Source organism: Bartonella sp. AA74HLJMH (genome assembly GCF_042197045.1).
Taxonomy (GTDB): Bacteria; Pseudomonadota; Alphaproteobacteria; order Rhizobiales; family Rhizobiaceae; genus Bartonella.
In genome coordinates, this window is the sequence record NZ_JBHIRJ010000007.1 from 47,959 (window position 1) to 69,366 (window position 21,408).

Below are 21,408 nucleotides of genomic sequence, written 5' to 3' on the forward strand. Positions count from 1 at the left end.
ATCAGCGTTTCTCCTTTTTAACTTTTCCCATACTGCGCAATGCCGCTACTTCACGAAACCATTGTTTAAATGGTCGCGCTGGACTACCTCCCCATTTTTCGCCATCCGGAATGTCATTCATAACACCACTACGAGCAGCAATCTGAACAGATTTACCTATTATGATGTGATCAGCTACTCCCACACTTCCGCCAAGCTGAGACATATCCCCTATAGATGTACTTCCCGCAATGCCACATTGAGCGGCAATAAGACAATAGCGGCCAATTTTTACATTGTGGGCAATTTGTACAAGATTATCAATCTTGCTTCCTTCACCAATAACAGTATCTTGAAATGTTCCACGATCAATTGTCGTGTTCGCACCAACTTCTACACCATCCTCAATAATAACGCGACCAAGCTGTGGAATTTTTTCGATTCCAGAAACGCCCCCAACATAACCAAAACCATCTTGCCCAATGCAAACACCAGGGTAAAGCTGAACCTTATCACCTATTATAGAACACTGAACTGTTACCTTAGGAGCAATATAGCAGTCACATCCAATACGGCAATTTTCACCGATAACAGCTGTGGATGAAATAAGAGTTCCTGCACCAATCTCAACATTTTTACCAATAACAGCTCCCGCTTCAATACACACATCATGTGCCAACTTAGCCGTTGGATGAATATACGCATGCGATGAAATCCCCTTCTGCCCCAACCAAGGCATTGGCTTGACAGAATCTGGAAACAAAATACGACCAATCTGAGCAAAGTCACGCTGTGGTGTGGATGTCACCAAAATTGCCATAGTTTCGGGAACTTTAAAAACAATCTCATTCGTACACAAAACAGCAACAGCAGAACTGTCCAGTAAAGCATCAGAAAACTTCCGATGCTCTACAAAAACAAGCGAACCTTCCACAGCACTCTCAAGTGAAGAAAGAGTATTGATAACTTTATGAGAAAACTCTGGATTAAGAAGCTTTGCACCCGTCAACTCAGCAGCATTTGCAACTGTCAATCGTCGGGACGGCGTAAAAAAAAATGTATCCGCCATCAAAACACTTTCTCTCCCAGCTTAAGCTATTCTCTTCAAGTTTTTCCTTCTTAAAATCGCTCAAATCAGAACTTCGTAGAAATACCAAAGTTCAATTGTTGCAAACGATCACCTTCCTGCTTCGTTATTGGCCAAGCATAATCAAAACGCAAAGGACCAAACGGAGAATCCCACATCAAACTCACACCTGCAGATGAACGCCAAGCACTTTTGGTATTGGTAACAGATGGTTCACCCTTAAAAACGGCTTTATAATTATTGCCATAAAGCGTGGCAATATCTGCAAATAAAGCACCGCGCAACCCAAATCCTTCAGGAACGACAGGGATAGGGAACTGTACTTCAGCAGTCGCATTCATATATGTCGTTCCCCCCAAGAAATAAACCTCACCCTTACTGGAAACCTGACGCGGACCTATTCCATTATATTTGAACCCTCGAATCATATCAGAATTTACTTTAAACATATCGAAAATACGAACACCATCTCGGCCCATTCCGTGGATATAACCACCCCCAAAGGAAAGCAAACCAACAATATCCTTCTGGTCAGAAAGAGTCTTGTACATCATCGCCTTACCCGTGGTCTTCAAGAACTTTGCACTCCCACCAAGCCCTGCATATTCCTGAAGCAGATGCACGTACCACCCATCATGGGGGGATCTCATATCATCAATCGTATTATAGGTGAAACCATAACTAATTGATGAACGTTTCCAAGGGCTGTGTTTTGCAGCTTGAACAATCGCACCAGAATATTTCCCATATAATTCTATTATGTCACTCTCTTTGTCAAAATCATACTCTCCGCCAAAATCATATTCTTCCTGCACATAAGAATAAGCTACATTAGCAGATAATTGATTATTAATAGGTAACGAAAACCGCAGCGATCCACCTGTCTGCCGTACATCATAGGCTTTATCAGCACGATAAGTACTACGAAAAACATCAACACCAGCAGATAAACGATACCCTAAGAAATAAGGATCAACAAATGATAAATTATAATTACGAGATTTTTCTTGCCCCGCACCTAATCCTAAACGAACATATTGACCACGTCCCCCAAGATTACGTTCAGTAACAGAAACTTCAAGTGACATACCAGGACTTGTTCCCCCTGTTGTATACCCTCCAGAAAGAGAGAGATCTCCTGTTGAAGCTTCAACGACATCTATTACCAAAACAACTTGGTCAGATTGATCTGTAGGAACCATTGAAATATTAACGGCTTTGAAGAAACCTAAACTTTCTAGACGACGTTTTGCCCGCTGTAATAAAGTTTGATTGTAAGCATCTCCTTCGTTTAAATCAATCTCACGGCGAATGACGTAATCACGCGTTTTCTCATTGCCACGTATATCAATACGTTGAATATAAGCACGTGTTCCCTGTTCAATATTATATAAAATTGAAATTGTATGATTTGCTAAATTACGATTTCCCCGCGGTTCAACTTTAGCAAAAGCATATCCCGAATCAGCAACTTTGTTATTAATAGTTGCAACAGACTGTTCAATATCTTCTGCACTATAAACATTACCTGGCTGGGTTTTAAGTATCCTTTTCACAGATTGAACGTCAATTCCATCAACATCACTTTCAACCTGAATATCGCTAATTTTATAGAGCGCACCCTCATCAAGAACGAAAGAAATTTTATACGTATTGCTTGCTGCATCAAAAATTGCTTTAGAAGAGACTACACGAAAATCTGCATAACCACGGTTATAATAAAAGCGACGTAAAGCTTCTTCATCAACAGCGAGGCGCTCTTCACTGTAAACATCACCTCCCAATAACTTCGAAAAAATTCCCGAAGTTTTTGTTGAAATCACATCACGCAAACGGCGACTTCCAAAGACATTATTTCCCTTAAAAGTGATATCACCAATCTTTGTTTTTTTCCCTTCAACGACATTAAATACCACATTAACCCGCCCTTTTCCAAGGTTAATCGTTTGAACGTTAACAGTGATATTATTACGACCAAGAGTTTTATAAGCCTCACGAATTGTATTTATATCAGCAGAAAGCTTAGCAGAATTAAAAGGCTCATTCGGTTTTAAAGAAATAAACCGCTTAAGATCTGGGTCTTTAAAAGATTTATTTCCTTGAAACAATATTTGATTGACAACCTCATATTCTTTTACGAATACAACCAATTTATCACCCACCGGATTTATTTTAACATCATAAAATAAACCCAATTCGAAAAGGTTCTTCACAGCACTATCAACATCACCACTGGAAACACCTTGCCCAACCTTAATCCCCATATTGTCTCGAATCGCCTGAGAACTTACAAACTTATTCCCACGAACCTCAATAGAGCGGACTACAGACGCTTGTATTTCTCCGACCGCAGCAATTGACATAAAAACCGTTGCTGGGGCAATCATCCCCATCTTTAACACCAATACAGATGCTGCATTTAAAAACTTTGAATTCGTAGTCATTGGCTTTTTTACCTTACTCTCGTTCCTTGGACATGATGCCTTAAAAGCTAACTGCCATAACAACCTTTTTACAGCGAGACTTTTCATTCCTTAATTACTCATTATAATGTACAACGCCACAACATTTTGTAGACATGGTAAACAACCTTCAATTTGTTTTTGCTATTATTACTTAATTTATAAAGCGTTTTCCATAATTTAATTAGCTAAACCAACAAAAATAATCATTAAAAAAGACAAAGATCATAAAAAGGAGAAGAATGGAAAAACCTAAACGAAAAACGATTCCCTGAATTTTAGCAGATATTTTCCTCCCAGTAATGACCTCAATGACATGCAATAAAAGATGCCCACCGTCAAGCGGTAGAATCGGAAAAAGGTTAATAAGCCCAACACTTATTGAAAGAAAAGCTGCCAAATTCAACAAAGAGATAAAACCTGTCTCGCTCACTTTCCAAGCAATTTTAACGGTTTTAGAAGGTCCACTTAGCCGACAACGATCCTCTTTGCCTCCTATTAAACGACTCATAAAAAGAACGGTTTGAGTGGCGATAAACACAGTACGGTCTGACGCTTTTCTTACAGCTGTTACAAAACCATAGCGAATATGTTTTATATAAGTTGGATCTAAACGTGCAGGATTATTTAAATCAACAGGAACACCTACACCTATCATAGCACTTCGTGTTCGATTACCAAATCCATCATCTCGCTCAACGACTTTCGGGGTAATCATCGTTGTAAAGACTCGCCCCATGCGTTCTATTTTAAACTCTATGGGTTCTCTTCCGTGAAAAGCTACATAATTCATCAAATCTTCAAAGCTTTCAACCCGTCGTCCATCCATTTCAACAAAACGATCACCTAATTCCAAACCGGATTGAAGAGCAGGGCTATCTTTTACCAAAGAACCAACAACGGGCTCAATGGCTACACGACCATAGATAAAGAAAAAAAATGTTAGAATAACAACAGTAAAAAGGGCATTGAAGAAAGGACCGGCAAAAACAGTTGCTGCTTTTTTCCAAGCATGCGCACTAGCAAATGAACCATCAACAATCAGAGATGATTGGGATGATTCCGTATCGATTTTTTCCTCATCCCCAACAAATTTTACATAACCTCCTAAGGGGATAAGTGCTAAACGCCACTTCGTGCCATGCTTATCTGTATAACTCGCTATTTCTGGTCCAAATCCAAGCGAAAAAATTAACGCCTTAATACCACACCACCGACCAATGAGATAGTGCCCAAATTCGTGCACAAAAATGATAATCATAATGATGAAAAGAATACTCAAACTTCTTAAAAGAAAATCACCCATAGTGACGATATGATTTAAAAGTTCCAAACTATTTTCTCCCAATTAGATCATACTAAAAAGATTAAAAGGCGCATCCATATCAGACATAAATGAACCAATTAAATAAAGAAGAAAAGCTGCCCCTACCAATCCATCTATACGATCCATAAAACCACCATGTCCAGGCAATAAAGAACTAGAATCTTTAACAGAAAACCGTCTTTTGAGCCATGATTGCCCTAAATCACTCAATTGTGAAACAATTGACAAAACAAGTGTAAGGAGTGGCACAAAAAAACTGGCTAAATTTATATCAAAAAATCCAAAAGCAACCCATATACCACCGAAAACTCCGACAAATGTACCACCAAGTGCTCCTGACCATGTTTTATTAGGAGAAAATTGTGGTGCTAATTTAGGGCCCCCTAATGCACGTCCGATAAAATAACCACCAATATCTGTTCCCCACACTATCGTAAATAAGAAAATAACAACTTGGAACCCCAACATTTCATGATCCCGTAGAAAGCATAAAGCAACAACAGGAAAAGATGCATATAAAAAACCACAAAAAACCCAACCACTCTTTTTTATAGATATAATAGCTAACACTGTAGCTAAAACGATTAAAACACAAAAAATCAATGAAGCAGATACACTCAATACTAAAAAAAAGCCAAAGATTAAATAAAAGATACTTGCTAATATTTTTTGTAAAATACACCATTTCTCTTTAGTAATACTCATCCACTCATAAAGAACAAAACCGCCAATACACCATACAAATAAAAAAAAGAAGTTTCCTCCCAACCATGTTAGATACAACGCAATAATGCCAAAAACAAAAGCTGTCAGAATACGATAAACCAAATTAGACAAAACAACATCCAAACAATAAAAATAGAAAATACAAGCTCTAAAATTAACGCAAGAAAAATTCCCCTACGCAGTATTTTTATCTCATACCTGTATAATTTCTCTTATAATTTATCATAAATAATTCAGTCTACTAAGATAGCGCTTATGAAACTAATAATCAATGAAAACAGCTTCAAAAATCTCCGTCAAAATTATAAAATATTTTTTTAATATTTTCTCAAATATAAAATGAAAAAGCAGTTACCTCTGCCCCATACAAATTAACTAATATAGGTTTCGTATAAAAACACTTTTCTATCAACTATTCGTCATTAAAAAATGAATTACGCCACATAACATCTGCTTGATCAATTATACTCACATGTTTTATAATGAGAAATAAGAGAAAGGTTAGACTTGTTTTTTTGCATTATATTCTTTCCACAACCTTCATCTTAGAATATTTGAATAATTTCTAATAATGCTTTCATTATGCATTTTAACAAAGACGTGCTCAACTAAAAACCCGCACCATGCTGTTAAATAGTGTCTCCCAGCAAAGGGCATGATTTATCACGCAGACTAAAAAATAAAAACATCTGCCCTTTCAAATCAGTCTCTCCCATATCAAAATGATAGAACACCTTCCTGCATCACACCTTGCTACCACAGAGCACACCACTCCCTACAATTATCCCTAGAAACAATTTACAGGCTGGGAGTAAATATCCTTTTTCTAGTGACAAAATCGTCTTAAACGTGCATAATTTCAGATTCTTTTACGGCTAAAATTTTATCAATATCAGCAATAGTTTCATCCGTGAGTTTTTGAACTTTTTCAGACAAACTATGGGCTTCATCTTGTCCAATTTCACCATCTTTTTCTAACTTTTTCAAATTGTCCAGACCATCCCGACGAACATGACGTGTAGCAACACGCGCTTGCTCTGCATAGTGATGCGCAATTTTTACAAGTTCTTTACGGCGCTCTTCATTCAATTCAGGCAAAGGAATACGTAGATTCGTACCATCAGTTATGGGATTTAAACCAAGACCAGAATCGCGAATAGCGCGCTCTACAGCTCCGACCATCGTTTTATCCCATACAGAAACAGAAAGCATCCGAGGTTCGGGAACAGAAATATTAGCAACCTGATTTATATGCACAACAGAACCATAAGATTCAACGGTCAACGGTTCTAATAAACTGGCCGATGCACGTCCGGTCCGCAAACCACCTAATTCATGTTTAAAAGCCGTAATGGCACCATCCATGCGACGTTTCAGATCATCCATAATTGATGTAACATTCATATTTCTGTCTCCTTCAATTGTCCTTTGAAGCTTACCCTTATTCCGATACTATTGTAAAGCGTCCTGTTCCATTCAAGACCTTAGCCAAACCGCCTTTTTCATGAATGGAATACACAATAATCGGTACATTGTTCTCACGTGCTAAAGTGACCGCCGTTGAATCCATAACAGATAATCCCCATTGCAAAACTTCAACATGTGTTAATTGGTCAAAACGCTTCGCCGTAGGGTCTATTTTTGGATCTGCTGAATAAATACCATCAACTTGTGTTCCTTTAAGAAGGACATCCGCACCAATTTCTGCTGCACGTAAAGTAGCAGCAGAATCAGTGGTAAAAAATGGATTTCCTGTACCACCTGCAAAAATAACAACTTTTCCCTGATTCATATAAGCTATTGCTTTACGTTGCGAGAAACTTTCACAAATTTGTGGCATAGCAATCGCAGAGAGTACAACAGTTTCAACCCCTAATTTTGTCAAAGATGTTCGCAATGCTAAAGAGTTAATAGCAGTTGCAAGCATTCCCATATGATCACCTGTCACTCGGTCCCCACCATGCGAAGCAACAGCAACGCCACGAAAAATATTTCCCCCACCGATAACAACCGCAACTTCTATCCCCATTGTGCGCACTTCTGCAATATCAGCGGCAATACGGTCTACAACAGAAACATCAATGCCAAAATTCTGCCCTCCCATAAGAGCTTCACCAGAAGCCTTTAAAAGAATACGTTTATACGGAAGTGCTAATGCCATTAATAATCTCCCCAAAAGCCCATTTACTTTTTGCTTTTGACATCACGAAGGGCACCACTTTTTTCACGTGACGCCCTCTCAACAATTACATTGTTCCCCTCAGAGATTCTACAACCAATGATATGACTTTAAATCTCTGATCAAGAGTTTGCAATAACTAGCCTTTTACAGCAGCAGCAACCTCTGCAGCAAAATCAGACTCCTCTTTTTCCACACCTTCACCTAATGCAAAACGAATAAAGCCTGTAATTTTTGCTGGAGCACCAATTGATTTCTCAGCATCCTTTAGAGCGGCCTCAACAGTTATATCAGGATTCATAACAAAAGCTTGAGAAAGCAAAACAACCTCTTCAAAAAACTTACGCATACGTCCTTCTACCATTTTTTCAATGATATTTTCAGGTTTTCCAGACTGACGCGCTTGATCTGAAAAAATTGCTTTTTCTCGCTCAACAGCAGCAGCATCAACATCTTGTGCTGTAAGTGCTAATGGATTGGTTGCCGCAATATGCATCGCGACCTGCCGACCAAAAGCAAGAGCAGCTTCCTTATTTCCTGTTGTTTCAATCGCAACCAAAACACCAAGTTTTCCAAGCCCATCAGCCACACTATTGTGTATATAAGTCGCAACAACACCATTCTCAACAGACAATTTAGCGGAACGACGAAATGTCATATTTTCGCCAATTGTACCAATTGCATCTTTAATCGTAAGCTCTACAGTCTTCTCAGAACCTGGATAAAGAGAAACAGAAACAGATTCAACATCCCCTGGCGTATCTAAGGCAGCAGTTGCTACTTTACGCACGATGTCTTGGAATCCATCATTGCGCGCAACAAAATCTGTTTCAGAATTAATCTCAACCAAAACTGCATGTGAATCTTTTGATACGACTCCGATTAATCCCTCAGCTGCTGTACGACCAGCCTTTTTATCTGCTTTAGCTATTCCTTTTTTACGAAGCCAATCAACAGCAGCTTCCATATCACCATTGGTCTCTGCTAGGGCGGCTTTACAGTCCATCATACCAGCGCCAGATAGTTCTCGAAGTTCTTTTACTTGTGCAGCAGTAATGCTCATATTTGCCTCTTTATTTTATAACAGTGAAAGCGTGCAAAATCCCTCTGCACGCCTATAACTTCTTCTTTAGACAATAAAAGTACCTTAATTAGGCATTTTATATTATTCAGAAACTTCTGAAACTGCATTTTCTTCCAAAATAGGCTCCACAGGTGCATCAACTTGAGCTCCTAAATCGATACCCATTGCTCCTTGCTGGCGTGCAATACCATCAAGAGCAGCACGGGCAAAAAGATCGCAATAAAGAGAAATTGCACGTGAAGCATCGTCATTACCTGGTATTGGATGTGTTACGTCATCGGGATCACAATTGGTATCAATAATAGCAATCACTGGAATACCTAAACGCTTTGCTTCTTGGAGTGCAATATTTTCTTTATTCGTATCGATAACAAAGATAAGATCTGGAACAGAACCCATATCTTTAATACCACCAAGCGCACGATTAAGCTTTTCACGATCACGTTCAAGATTTAAACGTTCCTTTTTAGTAAAGCCTTGCGCTTCAGCAGCAAGAATTTTGTCAAGCTTCCGCAAACGATGGATCGAATTGGAAATCGTTTTCCAGTTTGTGAGCATGCCGCCAAGCCAACGTGCATTAACGTAATACTGGGCAGAACGATTCGCCGCATCTGCGATAATGTCAGATGCTTGTCGTTTCGTACCAACAAAGAGAATACGACCACCACGCGCTACAGTATCTGAAACAAGTTTAAGTGCTTGGTGTAAAAGTGGAACGGTCTGAGCAAGATCAATAATATGGATATTATTACGCTGACCATAAATATAGGGAGTCATTTTGGGATTCCAGCGATGAGTCTGGTGACCAAAATGCACACCGGCTTCTAAAAGCTGGTGCATAGTAAAATCGGGTAGTGCCATAAATCTTATCCTTTCCGGTTCAACCTCCGCGGAAAAAGCAGGAAGACCTGCTACCGGCGGATGCTTGCTAGAAGTTTCTCACAGATCATTTGCAAACACCCAGACTCCGCGTGTGGAATAGCGCAAACATACTAATATTTGATTCTTTTTCAAGTTATTTTCTTTAATCATTTAATATTTGCATTTTCACATTGATTAAGATCTTTTCCAAGTTCCAAGAATTCGAGACTGTTCAATTTTGCACGCACTGAAAAAGTTCCATAATCTATATGAAGATCACGCATGACACCATTCTCATGTAAGAGAAAACTGCTACGATAAACCGGCAAACCATCTTTATTTTCTCCATCATCAAAATAAGAAATTGTAACAGGCCAATATTCTTCTTCATCCAATTTTCTTACTTTTTCCGTTTCGCTATCAGATAAAAGTGTCTTCTTTTCCCCTATGACGATACTTTCTTTTATAACTTTATCTGCTTTATTTGTCCCATCAAATACAGTAACATTGTAAAAATGATCTCCTGCTTTTGCATGGCGGATAATATTTTTTAGTTGCATCATTGGAAATTCAGCCATTGCAAGCTTATACTCTTTTTCCTTTGGCTTTTTTAAGGTAACTGTGATACCACCTTGCGTACGCTCCGCAACCCCCTCGGCACGATGCACAACCTCTTCTCCCTCTTGATCTGTAATATTAAAACGAAATGTACGGCTGTCTCCTGTTTCATAACTCGTCGTCTGTTGATCCGTCAAACGTACTGGCATATCTTCAATGTGAACACGGCTAATGAAACGAAAACGTGTGCTATAGCCTTGGCATGCCGAACCAGTAAGCTCGTAAACCATTCGTCCTGACATCGCAGAAATTGTCATTTCATGAGAAACACTATCGAGATGAAAATCATAAATTGCTCGATGAGGCACAATAAAAATGGGCTCTTCAGCTCTCGCAGTACATAAAAAAACAATATATAAAATTATTATAAATAATGATCTAATCATTCCCAACTTCCGAACTTTATCCCCGTTGCATAACATCATACAATAAGGCAAAAAAGGTTAATTTCTCAATTAACCACACATTTTCTTAAATCAAAAAATAGATTATGCAATGAATATATTATAGAGCAGCTATGGAGTTAAAATTATGACCAATATGATTGAAAAAAACTTAGAAAAATTCGGAATCACTCTTCCTGAAGTAATCTCCCCCCTTGCCAATTACATCACCACTTCACAAAGTGGCAATCAACTCTTTATTTCTGGACAACTCCCTCTTATTAATGGAAAACCAATAGCCATCGGTAAAGTTGGTGCAACTGTGAATACCGAACAAGCCCAAAAAGCATCTGAAGCTTGCGCTCTCAATATTCTCGCGCAACTCAAGGCAACTCTGGGTGACTTAAATAAAATAAAACGTGTGGTCAAAATTACTGTTTTTGTGGCTGTAGATTCTCATTTTACCGATATTCCTTTTGTTGCCAATGGAGCTTCTAATTTATTCGTCAATATCCTTGGTGAAATTGGAAAACACGCCCGTTCTGCTATTGGTGTTGCCTCTCTTCCTATGGATGTTCCTGTAGAAGTTGAAGCCATCATAGAAATCTAAACCTTCATTAAGACAGTGCATTATCCTAAATATAACTGAAGTCAAAATACTTCTTTGTCTTACACTCTGATAAACCTTGCATTTTTTCGTTTTTAAATTAGAATCTTAAACTTACGATAAAAGGAAATATTTGTATGAAACAAGCTTATGACAATAACAATATTTTTGCTAAATTGATTCGCAATGAAATCCCTTCTGTTCGTGTCTACGAAGATGATGATGTTATTGGATTTATGGATATCATGCCACAGGCACCAGGTCATACGCTGGTCATTCCTAAAAAAGGCTCTAGAAACTTACTTGATGCAGATCCTGAAACATTATTTCCTGTTATTAAAGCTGTTCAAAAAATTGCAAATGCTGTCAAAAAAGCCTTTCAAGCAGATGGCATAACTGTCATGCAATTTAATGAAGCAGCTAGTCAACAAACCGTCTATCACCTTCATTTTCATATTATACCACGTATGGAGGGAATAGAGCTTACCCCTCATAATGATATGGTAACGCCTCCAGAAATACTTGAAGAGAATGCAAAAAAAATCCGTGCAGCTTTATAACACACTCTTAAGTTGCTGTACTTTTTTTTCCTACACGTTTTTTTGTAAAATTTTCCATTTTACTTTTCTTTGAACTTACAGATATATCGGAAGATGAAATTTCTAACTGTAAGCTTTCTTTTTTACCATTTGATTTTTGTGTCAATACGCGAACGGTACCACCATTGCGTAATTTTCCAAATAAAATTTCATCAGCTAATGGCTTTTTAATATATTCTTGTATAACACGCCCTAATGGGCGTGCTCCCATCTGAGAATCATATCCTTTATTAGAAAGCCATAAAGTTGCAGAAGGGCTTAATTCAAAACAAATTCCCCGATCAGCTAATTGTGCTTCAAGCTGAAAAATAAATTTTTGCACTATCTGATTGATGATTAAATGAGATAAAGGTGCAAACGGAATAATTGCATCTAACCGATTACGAAATTCTGGTGTAAATAACCGATTGATTGCTTCTATATCCTCACTATCACGATGTACTTTCCCAAATCCAATAGCTGATTTTGCCATATCTGAAGCACCAGCATTGGTTGTCATAATCAAAATAACATTGCGGAAATCAATTTTCTTACCATTATGGTCTGTTAATCTACCATAATCCATTACCTGCAATAAAATATTAAATAACTCTGGATGCGCTTTCTCAATCTCATCTAGCAATAGAACTGCGTGAGGTTTCTGATCAACGGCATCTGTAAGGAGACCTCCTTGATCAAACCCTATATAACCTGGAGGTGCTCCGATTAAACGTGCTACCGTATGCCGTTCCATATATTCTGACATATCAAAACGCAATAATTCAATGCCTAAAGATGATGCAAGCTGTTTTGCAACTTCAGTTTTTCCTACACCTGTTGGTCCTGAAAATAAATAACTTCCTATTGGTTTATCCGGTTCGCGTAAACCTGCTCGCGCCAATTTTATGGATGAAACTAAGACGGAAATTGCCTGATCTTGACCATAAACAACATGTTTGAGTTCTCTTTCAAGCTTACTCAGTATCTTCTGATCATTCCGGGAAACTGTTTTTGATGGAATTCTTGCAATTGTGGCAACAGTCGCTTCAATTTCTTTAACACCTATACTCTTCTTGCGTTGTTTTTGTGGCAAAAGCTTTTGCGCTGCGCCACTTTCATCAATAATATCAATTGCTTTGTCAGGTAACCTACGGTCAATTATATAACGTGAAGATAATTCTACAGATGCCTTCATCGCCTGATCTGTATATTTAATCTGATGAAAATCTTCAAAGTAAGGCTTCATCCCCTGCAAAATCTTAATCGCATCTGTAACAGAAGGTTCATTAATATCAATCTTCTGAAAACGACGCTCTAAAGCACGATCTTGTTCAAAGAATTTGCGATATTCTCTGTAAGTCGTCGAACCAATACATCGCATAGTTCCAGAAGATAACACAGGTTTCAAAAGATTTGCTGCATCCATATTTCCCCCTAATGTCGCTCCTGCTCCAATTAAGGTATGAATTTCATCAATAAATAAAATAGCATCTGGATACAGCTCAAACTCTTTAATAACTTGCTTTAAGCGTTCTTCAAAATCACCGCGATAACGTGTACCTGCAACAAGTCCCCCCATATCAAGAGAAAATATTGTTGCATTTGATAAAACTTCAGGCACTTGCCCATCAACAATACGCTTTGCCAACCCCTCAATTATAGCTGTTTTCCCTACTCCAGGATCACCAACCAAAAGCGGATTGTTTTTTGACCTTCGACATAAAATCTGTATCATGCGTGAAATTTCTATTTCACGGCCAATTAATAAATCAATTTTTCCATTACGTGCTTTACAATTGAGATCAACACAATAATTCGTTAAAGCACTTGTTCCTCTTTCACCATTATCCGAAATCTGCTGATCTAATTGCTCTTCAAGTCCTTCAAGTAACATGGATAACCCATCATCACGCGTGACACCCTGTGAAATAAAACGTACAGCATCGTAGCGTGTCATTCCCATCTCTTGAAGAAAATATGCTGCATGGCTTTCACGTTCAGAAAAAATTGCAACAAGAACATTTGCCCCCGATACTTCATCTTTTCCAGCTGATTGTGCATGAATCACCGCACGTTGGATAACACGCTGGAAAAAAGCTGTAGGCTTTGTATCCTCATCAGCTCTAATCTGTTCATCTAACTCTGAGCGAAGATAATTGGTTAAGCGCTCTCGCAATTCCTCCACATCTACTTGGCAAGCCTGAATAACGGAATTTGCATCGGCATCATCTAACAGCGCAAGTAGAAGATGCTCTAGTGTTGCATATTCATGCCGTGCTTGAGTAGCAATTGTTAATGCACGATGCAAAACCTCTTCAAGACTAGGTGTAAAAGATGGCATAGCTCCTCACTTCCATTCCATTACACATTGTAACGGATGTTCATTTTGACGCGCACATTCCCTCACTTGTAATATTTTCATTTCAGCGACTTCATAAGTGTAAGTCCCACATTCTCCTATCCCATTGTGATGAACATTTAACATTATCCGCGTTGCCTCTTCGAAACTTTTTTTAAAAAAGTTCTTCAAAACGAAAACAACAAAATCCATAGGTGTGTAATCATCATTAAGCAAAAAAACTCGACATAATTTAGGTTTTTCGAGTTTTTCTCTAGCCTTAGGCATTATAACCGCACCATGCCTACCTTCATCCCAATTCTTGCCCTTTTCATTATGCATAATATGAGCTATAGAGTTTATTATGAGCATCTGTCCCATTATCGTTTTCCATGCAGCACATTTTTATTAATTTTAAATTCTTTCATAACTATTGCAATACCTGTTTGTATTAGAAAAAAATTTCCCTCTATGGTTAGACTTCAATCACTCACTCATAAAATAACTTCTGTAAACAAATTAGTAATACCATTCGTCTAAACTGCATCAATAAATTACAGAAAAGGAAGCTTTATAGAAGTTTTTTAGGATAAATGGAGAAATAGGATACTGCAAGTGTATATTAATTATCAAAAAATTATGCGCTACTGTAAAATAATAGCAATTTCTTTTGTTATGTTAGCTTTTTCTTACTGTTGGGCATCCGCCACACCTCAAGGGGCCTATCCTGATAAGTATGCGGCTATTGTTATAGATGCTACTACGGGAAAAACTTTATTTCAAGCCAATGCAACACTGAAACGTTATCCTGCTTCTTTAACAAAAATGATGACATTGTACTTACTCTTTGAAGCTATGCAGATGCGTCGTGTGACACCAAATACACCAATTCCTGTTTCACATTATGCAGCAATGCGTCCACCGACAAAAATTGGATTTAAAGCAGGACAAACAATTTCTGCAGAATCAGCAGCTAAAGCACTCATTACAAGATCCGCAAATGATGTTGCTGCTGCCATTGCAGAATATCTTGGAGGTAGTGAAAAAAAATTCGCTCAAATGATGACAGTAAAAGCTCGTAAACTTGGCATGAAACATACACATTTCGCAAATGCTTCAGGACTTCCGGATGTGCGCAATTATTCTACAGCACGAGATATAGCGACTTTGTCATTAGCTTTACGTAAACATTTTCCCAAACAATATAAATTGTTCAAAACAAAAAGTTTTAATTTCCGTGGACATAAAATTAACAGCCACAATAAACTTGTTAAAATAATGAAAGGTGTCGATGGAATTAAAACAGGCTACACACAAATGTCAGGTTCTAATTTAGCAACTTCGATGCGTCTTGAGGGGCGCTCTATTGTCGCTGTTGTTATGGGAGGTAAATCATCTACTGCACGTGACGAGCATATGGCTAGCTTATTGAATCAATATTTGCCCAAAGCAAGCCAAATGAAAAGTGGTGAACGTTTAATAGCTTCTGTACGCTATCACTTACCCACTGGGGCCAATACTCCTATACCGACCATTAAAGCTGATTCAAGTAATTTTGACGATGAAATTTCGACTATGTTGACAGCATTTGCAGAACAACCTAAAAACTCCAATATCGCAATAACGGCTGTCAATAAGGTAATTATACCAATACCGAATCCTCAAAAAACTATACCGGCTGAGACTCATAAAATTGTAACAGTCTCTTTGTCCGAAAATGCCGGATGGGCTATCCAAATTGGTTCTCTTCCTAGTGAAGAACAAGCAAAAACTCTACTTTTAAAAGCAAAAAATACAGCTTTTTCTACTTTAAAGAACGCATCTTCACATATGCAACTGTTTGAAAAAAATGGGCAGCGTTATTACCGAGCGCGCTTTACAGGGTTTCAATCAAAAAAAGCTGCATTTGATGCTTGCTCTACATTAAAGAAAGCAAATTTTAACTGCTATACTGTAGCCTACTAAAAATTTTTGAATTCTGCGTTAAGGATAGTATTATGACAGATAATGCTTTTGCTTCATTCCATAAAAAAGAAGTTTTATTGAAGCAATCATCCCTCCTTTCATTGCGTTCTCTTCACGATGCTGCCGCAAAACTTACTGGTTTAAAATATAATTCGACTGCATTAGATACACAGTCTCTTGTTAACCTTCTCATTTGCCAAACAATGCGCAACCGTCGTCTCATAATGCCTCCTGTACGCATTCATTTACGCGTTGCGAGCCAAACTGGTAATGTGCCTATTAAAATCCGTTTAGGAGCAACAAATATTTAATTCTACAGACCCTCTCTAAAAAATTATTTTATTATTAACCATTATCTACAGCCTTAGAAAACCTTTTGATAAACATACTTTTTTCTTAAATTGTTGAATTTTCTGACAGCTTTTCCAACTATCCAATATCTCCAAGCTTTCAATAAAACATTGTTAAGGACATAAAAATACCCAATATTTTTCCACTTTTGGATTTAATATAAAAAATTATCCTTGATATCTTTCTGGAAAAAATGAATAGCTTCATTAGATGAAAGCTTATCATTTGGTGGGATTATTGTAAAAGTTCAATAAAGAAAATCCCTCTTAATAACGCTCCCTATACAACATAAACGCTGTAAAAAAAAACAATCTCACTTCTCTTACTTGTATTTATGTCAACAGGCACAGAAAATTGGAAAATACAAATACTATCGATGAAAAAACGTAAATAAATTATCAGATTAAATATTATGATAACGATTCCCATAAGATTTTAATTTATAATTATAATTTATTTTTTGCATATTGAACAAGAGATTTTCGTAAAATACTCTTATTTTACTTCTTATATTGAATCAGTCAAAATCGCTCGCTTGCTCATCACGAGCAAAATTGACATATAAAGCATTTACAAAAGGAATCAAAGTATCCCTTATGAATCATTTCAAGTACTAGGATCTTTTGTAATATTGAAAGTTGAAAAAAGGATGATAGTGCTGGTTTTCTCCCTTTATAAATAAAGATGCTAATACTCTATAGATTTTATACCATTCATGGAAAACTTACATTATATTATTCATATGCAAGATACTGATTTATAAAGATAATTAATTATTTTGTTTGTTAGATGAGAATCTCGAATATCGTAAGATTCTCTCATTTAAAATCTGTTTATGTTGAATCAATCAAAACCGTCTCTTGCATGTTATGAGCGAGATTAGTGTGTAGCGTGAAACTGTCCCAAAAAGACTAAAAATGCCTATAATGAACCGTTTCAAATGCCAAGTGCTTTAGTCCCCCTGTACAGAGGGGGGGCTCTGGTAAAGTGTGTAACCATGCCAGCGTACTTCTTTTTATTAAGCATAAAGATAGAGACAGCTCAATGGATTTACCGTTATATCATTCACAGGTGCCATCGCGAAATGAGCTTGGGGGGAGGCCTGAGAGATATTTTTTTAAAACGAACTCACGAACGCGTAACACGACAATGTTCTATCGTGTGCATTCTATTCTCATGAGAATTTTTATAAATATTTCTTAATGTATACGTTATTATTTATTTTAATTTTTTTGTCGGTACAAAATTTATAAATAAAAAAGATATTTCCAATATATCTCTTAATTATCGTAAATTAGTGTTTTTTTTTCAAGGCATTTTTTACCATACTAGGTAGAAAAAAACTTCACTTTTAAAAAATTAAAACCTTTAAAACTCTACTTTCTTCATCATAATTATTCAGACTTAAAACAAATTTTCCTTGGATACTCAGGCATAATCTTCCATTACTTAAAAGATATATGGCTATGGAAACTTTTTAAAGCCATAAAACCCAGCTAAAAATAATGGCAGATTGATCACTAATTTTACTTTACGCTTTCTTATTTTTTCCAAATTACACTTTTTCCCCACTTTAGAGACAAATCAAACAGATGTACAACACTCTCCCCTCCAAGCTTGCATGCAACACCTATTATTCGTTAAGAAAACACTGAATCACCTCAGATTTATTTCAAACTACTGCTGCATTAAAGTGGAATTTTGATTTATAAGGAACAAAAAACATAAGCTTTATTAGGAAATACGATCTCTCTCCCAAAAGTCCAGTTATGGATTGAAAAATGTTCCAGCTCTTAACAAGATATCGCATTGACTGCAAGACCACCTTTACTTGTCTCTTTATAGCGTTCACTCATATCATGACCAGTCTGGCGCATTGTTTCTATACAAGCATCAAGAGAAACAAAATGATCTCCATTACCATATAATGCAAGAGAAGAAGCCGTTACCGCCTTAACAGCTCCCATTGCATTACGCTCAATACAAGGCACTTGTACAAGACCAGCAACAGGATCACATGTCATTCCCAAGTGATGTTCAAGCGCAATTTCTGCCGCATTTTCAATTTGAGCTGGTGTTCCACCTAACGCTGCGGTCAACCCTGCTGCGGCCATTGAAGATGCCGTTCCAACTTCACCTTGACACCCAACTTCTGCACCAGAAATAGAGGCATTATGTTTGATAACACCGCCTATAGCTGCTGCCGTTAATAGAAAATTATGTATTCCCTCTCGATCTGAATCATCATTAAACTGAAGATAATAACGCAAAACGGCTGGGACGACACCGGCTGCTCCATTTGTTGGTGCTGTAACAACACGACCACCTGCTGCATTTTCCTCATTGACTGCTATAGCATACACCGAAAGCCAATCATTTGCCCAAAGTGGATAATTGTAATTTTTCTTTTGTTTTTCCAAAAGCGTTTCATGCAGCTTTTTAGCGCGCCTTAGAACACGCAATCCACCAGGCAACTCACCTTCTTGTGAAAGACCTCTATCAATGCAATTTGTCATCGCTGAAAAAATTTCATCAAGCCCTACATCAAGAGAAGAACGCTCTATCTTTGTTTCTTCATTTAAGCGCTTCATTTCAGCAATTGAAAGTCCTGATTTTTCTGCCATTGATAACATTGTACAAGCAGAATCGAATGGATATGGTACCTCAAATGCTTCTGGTTGTATATTATCATTCATATGGCTTAATTCATCCTCAGTCACAACAAAGCCACCACCGATAGAATAATAAATCTGCCGCAACAGAACATTCCCATCAGTATCAAGTCCTTCAAAGGCTAGTCCATTTGTATGTCCAGGGAGGATTTGCTTTCGTTCAAAAATAAGATCACGTTGCACATCAAACTGATAAGCGGGATGACCTTCTGGTTGCACTTTTTTTTCACGTATAACTTTTTCTAACAAAAACCCCATGCTATCAGGATCAACAGTAGAAGCTTTTTCTCCTAAAAGTCCTAATATGATAGCTCTATCTGTTGCATGACCAATACCCGTGAAAGCTAAAGAACCATAAAGATAAACACGTATACGAGAAACTTGAACATCAGACGACTGAGAAAAATCTCCTATCTTTTGCAAAAACATATTAGCAGCAGTCATTGGTCCCATCGTATGTGAGCTAGAAGGACCAATCCCAATTTTAAAAAGTTCAAAAACAGATAGAAACACGTATCACCTTAAACTATAGTACAGCTTGAGCATATATGCTTTTTCATAACGTTTCTTCCGCTTAAAATCAAATTGCGAGATAAACTAAAAAAATGACAACAATAAACACGAATGTCGCTCGTCTTGCTACCACCCAACACTTTCTTTCTATAGTGTTTTCCATTAGCCAACCTTTAAAACGGACAATGCCCCTAGAGTCACCACTCCCAATGTTCCAAACGTAGTAAAATAAGTGTTAATATGCAATATTAAAATTCAATAAGGATGAGAAATCTTATCGGAAATATTTTTCATAATGCACTAAGTTCTTCAAAACATATGCTTAATTGTATAAAATATTTTATGGGTATGTTTCAATGAAACGTACAAATTTTTCTAACGATTCTCGTTCTGTCTCAAAATTGTTTTCTGGAGCACTCATATCGCGATAACCAAGTGCCATACCACAGATAATATGGCGATCAGAAGGAATAGATAAAAGCGTACGAATCTGTTTATGATAATCAGCAAAAGCAGCTTGAGGACAGGTATCTAATCCAAATCCACGTGCAGCTAACATAATGGTCTGCATAAACATACCCAAATCAAGCCAACTCCCCATTTCCATGTCGTGATCCATTGTAAATAAGAGTCCTACAGGTGCATCAAAAAATAAAAAATTTCGCGCCTTTTGATGAAGTATTTTTTCTTCATCACCTTTTTGAATTCCAAGACTCTGATAAAGATCCAAACCAACTTTTCGACGCCTTGAAATATAGGGCTCACGCCACTGACGTGGATAATAACTATATTCACGCTCTCCTTTTACACCTGAAAGCACAAGTTGTGAAAGCTCTTGCCCTACTTTCTGTAATACACTTCCTGTAAGCACAATTACTTGCCATGGCTGAATATTTGTTCCAGATGGTGCACGTGCTGCAAGTTTTAAGATTTCTTTGATTGTTTCCAAACTAACTGGCTGATCAGTAAAAGCGCGAATTGACTTTCGTGACAATATAGATTGAAAAACACTCATAGGAGAAATTGTCATTGTTTTTACTTTCTTTATGAAAAATAGTTTTTTCTTATCAAGAATAATATACTGCGAAAATACCTTTGCAGCTTTTTCAAACACTCTATTTCTTTAAATGACTTACACATTTCACGCAGTGGTAAATATTCCCCTTAGAGACGGTATAATCTATCTCTTTTAAGAGAAAGAAATTAGTCTAAAAGAAGACAAAATAAATTTATAATCAATGACTACCCCCCAACTCCGCTAAGCTCTCAAAAAAACTCTCTTCAATTCGTTCTAAATCCTGTAGAAGATCATCAACATCATGCTGCATCTGCTTTAAATCAGTTCGTTTTTTATGAATTCCTGCAATTAATTTCTTAAGCTTTTTCTCATCATCAGGTGGTTTTCCAACCATTGTCAACATATCAGATATTTCAGACAACGAAAATTTTACTCTGTTAGCATACAGGATTTGTTTTAACTTATGACGATCCGTTTATGTATAAAGCCGTGTACTTCCACACCGAAAAGGGATAAGAAGTCCCTCTTCTTCATAGCAAAGTTCGAGCTATTATTGAAAACTCACGTGTTAATTTTCCAATTGAATAATATTCGTACATTTTATTATTCTGTCTGCATAGATCACATTGTTATAAGAAATATGTCTATTTTTTATAAAAC

General features: G+C 37.2%; 18 protein-coding genes. 4 read left to right on the forward strand and 14 right to left on the reverse strand.

The window, feature by feature from the left end; genetic code table 11:
• Position 1: 1 nt before the first annotated feature.
• From lpxD to ACFINH_RS05795, 9 genes are all read right to left on the reverse strand, one after another.
• Positions 2-1,048, reverse strand: coding sequence for a UDP-3-O-(3-hydroxymyristoyl)glucosamine N-acyltransferase (gene lpxD, locus ACFINH_RS05755; protein ID WP_375632373.1), 1,047 nt, complete (start codon positions 1,046-1,048; stop codon positions 2-4).
• 65 nt (positions 1,049-1,113) lie between these two features.
• Positions 1,114-3,510: an outer membrane protein assembly factor BamA gene (bamA, locus tag ACFINH_RS05760; RefSeq protein ID WP_375632374.1), complete on the reverse strand. Its 2,397-nt coding sequence runs from the start codon at positions 3,508-3,510 to the stop codon at positions 1,114-1,116.
• 202 nt (positions 3,511-3,712) lie between these two features.
• The gene (locus ACFINH_RS05765; RefSeq protein ID WP_375613470.1) at positions 3,713-4,861 is read right to left on the reverse strand and encodes an RIP metalloprotease; all 1,149 of its coding nucleotides are present in this window, start codon (positions 4,859-4,861) and stop codon (positions 3,713-3,715) included.
• A 15-nt stretch (positions 4,862-4,876) separates the two neighbouring features.
• Positions 4,877-5,692, reverse strand: coding sequence for a phosphatidate cytidylyltransferase (locus tag ACFINH_RS05770; protein ID WP_375613469.1), 816 nt, complete (start codon positions 5,690-5,692; stop codon positions 4,877-4,879).
• A gap of 732 nt (positions 5,693-6,424) precedes the next feature.
• Positions 6,425-6,985, reverse strand: coding sequence for a ribosome recycling factor (gene frr / locus ACFINH_RS05775; RefSeq protein WP_273790667.1), 561 nt, complete (start codon positions 6,983-6,985; stop codon positions 6,425-6,427).
• Positions 6,986-7,022: 37 nt separating this feature from the next.
• Positions 7,023-7,742, reverse strand: a complete 720-nt coding sequence (pyrH, locus tag ACFINH_RS05780; protein ID WP_273790666.1) for a UMP kinase — start codon at positions 7,740-7,742, stop codon at positions 7,023-7,025.
• A gap of 157 nt (positions 7,743-7,899) precedes the next feature.
• A complete protein-coding gene (gene tsf, locus ACFINH_RS05785; RefSeq protein WP_375630041.1) occupies positions 7,900-8,823 on the reverse strand; it encodes a translation elongation factor Ts in 924 nt (307 codons plus the stop codon).
• A 102-nt stretch (positions 8,824-8,925) separates the two neighbouring features.
• Entirely contained in the window at positions 8,926-9,705 is a 780-nt protein-coding gene (rpsB, locus tag ACFINH_RS05790; protein WP_273788135.1) for a 30S ribosomal protein S2, read from the reverse strand.
• Between the two features lie 167 nt (positions 9,706-9,872).
• Positions 9,873-10,709, reverse strand: a complete 837-nt coding sequence (locus tag ACFINH_RS05795) for a cell envelope integrity EipB family protein (protein WP_375632375.1) — start codon at positions 10,707-10,709, stop codon at positions 9,873-9,875.
• A gap of 145 nt (positions 10,710-10,854) precedes the next feature.
• Here ACFINH_RS05795 and ACFINH_RS05800 point away from each other — a divergent pair, with 145 nt between their 5' ends.
• Together ACFINH_RS05800 and ACFINH_RS05805 are read left to right on the forward strand one after the other, a co-directional pair.
• Positions 10,855-11,316: a RidA family protein gene (locus tag ACFINH_RS05800; RefSeq protein ID WP_375607219.1), complete on the forward strand. Its 462-nt coding sequence runs from the start codon at positions 10,855-10,857 to the stop codon at positions 11,314-11,316.
• A 134-nt stretch (positions 11,317-11,450) separates the two neighbouring features.
• Positions 11,451-11,873 (forward strand): HIT family protein, encoded by a 423-nt coding sequence (locus ACFINH_RS05805; protein ID WP_375607220.1) that lies wholly within the window; start codon positions 11,451-11,453, stop codon positions 11,871-11,873.
• Between the two features lie 7 nt (positions 11,874-11,880).
• Here ACFINH_RS05805 and clpA read toward each other — a convergent pair whose 3' ends face one another.
• A complete protein-coding gene (gene clpA / locus ACFINH_RS05810; protein ID WP_375632376.1) occupies positions 11,881-14,232 on the reverse strand; it encodes an ATP-dependent Clp protease ATP-binding subunit ClpA in 2,352 nt (783 codons plus the stop codon).
• Between the two features lie 6 nt (positions 14,233-14,238).
• A complete protein-coding gene (clpS, locus tag ACFINH_RS05815) occupies positions 14,239-14,610 on the reverse strand; it encodes an ATP-dependent Clp protease adapter ClpS (protein WP_375612119.1) in 372 nt (123 codons plus the stop codon).
• Between the two features lie 234 nt (positions 14,611-14,844).
• Between clpS and ACFINH_RS05820 the strand changes: the two genes are divergently transcribed.
• Entirely contained in the window at positions 14,845-16,194 is a 1,350-nt protein-coding gene (locus tag ACFINH_RS05820) for a D-alanyl-D-alanine carboxypeptidase (RefSeq protein ID WP_375632377.1), read from the forward strand.
• Positions 16,195-16,226: 32 nt separating this feature from the next.
• A complete protein-coding gene (locus ACFINH_RS05825) occupies positions 16,227-16,505 on the forward strand; it encodes a hypothetical protein (RefSeq protein ID WP_375612117.1) in 279 nt (92 codons plus the stop codon).
• Positions 16,506-18,338: 1,833 nt separating this feature from the next.
• On the opposite strand, the gene ACFINH_RS05830 is transcribed toward ACFINH_RS05825, so the two are convergent.
• The 3 genes from ACFINH_RS05830 to ACFINH_RS05840 all read right to left on the reverse strand — a co-directional run bounded on the left by ACFINH_RS05830 (position 18,339) and on the right by ACFINH_RS05840 (position 21,169).
• Complete coding sequence (locus ACFINH_RS05830; RefSeq protein WP_375620780.1) at positions 18,339-19,730, reverse strand: L-serine ammonia-lyase; 1,392 nt, start codon at positions 19,728-19,730, stop codon at positions 18,339-18,341.
• A 340-nt stretch (positions 19,731-20,070) separates the two neighbouring features.
• A complete protein-coding gene (locus tag ACFINH_RS05835) occupies positions 20,071-20,760 on the reverse strand; it encodes a nitroreductase (protein ID WP_375632380.1) in 690 nt (229 codons plus the stop codon).
• Between the two features lie 205 nt (positions 20,761-20,965).
• Positions 20,966-21,169 carry a hypothetical protein gene (locus ACFINH_RS05840; RefSeq protein WP_375613464.1) on the reverse strand — a complete coding sequence of 68 codons (204 nt, stop codon included), beginning with the start codon at positions 21,167-21,169 and terminating at the stop codon, positions 20,966-20,968.
• Positions 21,170-21,408 lie beyond the last annotated feature (239 nt).